The 1,157-nt window shown below is 70.4% G+C and carries 1 protein-coding gene; it reads right to left on the reverse strand.

What is annotated here, in order from left to right; genetic code table 11:
- Positions 1 to 140: 140 nt before the first annotated feature.
- The gene (locus ACY45C_RS21095) at positions 141 to 905 is read right to left on the reverse strand and encodes an SDR family NAD(P)-dependent oxidoreductase (RefSeq protein WP_462189294.1); all 765 of its coding nucleotides are present in this window, start codon (positions 903 to 905) and stop codon (positions 141 to 143) included.
- Positions 906 to 1,157: the final 252 nt, after the last annotated feature.

Below are 1,157 nucleotides of genomic sequence, written 5' to 3' on the forward strand. Positions count from 1 at the left end.
CTCATACCTCGCCCAACGACTGAGTGGATAGACGGGCCACCGCTACCAGCAGCGGGGCTCTTCCCGAACCCCGGCCCTTCCTCCCGGAGGAGGGGTCCGCCGCCGGCGGTGGGCGCCGGGGGTTCCCGCGCGACACGGTGTCAGCCGACCTGCTCGGTGGGCCGCATGAGTAGTTCGTTGATCGCGACCCGCCGCGGCCGGGTGACGATGTAGGCGACGGCGTCCGCGATGTCCTCGGACTGCATCGGCTCGATGTCGGCGATGCGGCGCATGACGATGTTCCGGATCTCCTCGCGGATGTGGGACCTCAGCTCGGTCTCGACGGAGCCCGGTTCGACCACCGAGACGCGCACGTGCCGGGCGGTGACCTCTTGGCGCAGCGACTCGGTGAACGCGTTCACCCCGAACTTGGTGAGGTTGTAGATGCCGGCGCCCATGGTGGCGTGCCGCCCCGCCACTGAGCTGATGTTTACCAGGTCCGCGACCTGGCGGGGGCCGTCGTCCGCGGCAGTGAGCAGATGCGGCAGCGCTGCATGGGTGACGTACAGCAGGCCCTGCAGGTTCAGGGCCACCATCCGGTCCCACTCCTCGGTCGGCGCGTCGAGGATCGGCCCGGGCAGCATGATCCCAGCGTTGTTGACGACGGTATCGAGCCGACCGAGCTCCGCCACGGTGCGCTTCACCGCGTCGACGGCCTGGGCCTGGTCGGTGATGTCCAGCGGGAGGGGGAGGGCGGTGCCGCCGGCGCCGGTGATGTCGGCGGCGAGGCGCTCGAGCCGGTCGCCGCGCCGCGCGACCAGCGCCATCGCGGCGCCGTGCCGGGCCAGCTCGCGGGCGGTCGCCTCACCGATGCCGCTGCTCGCACCGGTCACCAGGGCAACGGTGCCGTCCAGCCGTTCGCTCATGTGTACGCGCTCCTGAGTCGTGGGCGAAGTCGCCGGGTCGGTCAGCGTGGTCAGACGCCTTACCCGGAGCGGCTGGAAGGCGGTGTCGCGGCCGGCCGCACGAACCGGTGGAACCCGGCGACAGGCACTGTCCGGTCATGCTGGGCGAAGCCTACTGGAACGATCTCGCTTCCGTGGACAGCGAAGTCGAGATTCCCCGTCCATAGGGAAGGATCGTCATGGGGTCAGCTCGCCGGACGGCTGGGGGTCACT

The organism is Frankia sp. CcWB2 (assembly GCF_977927585.1).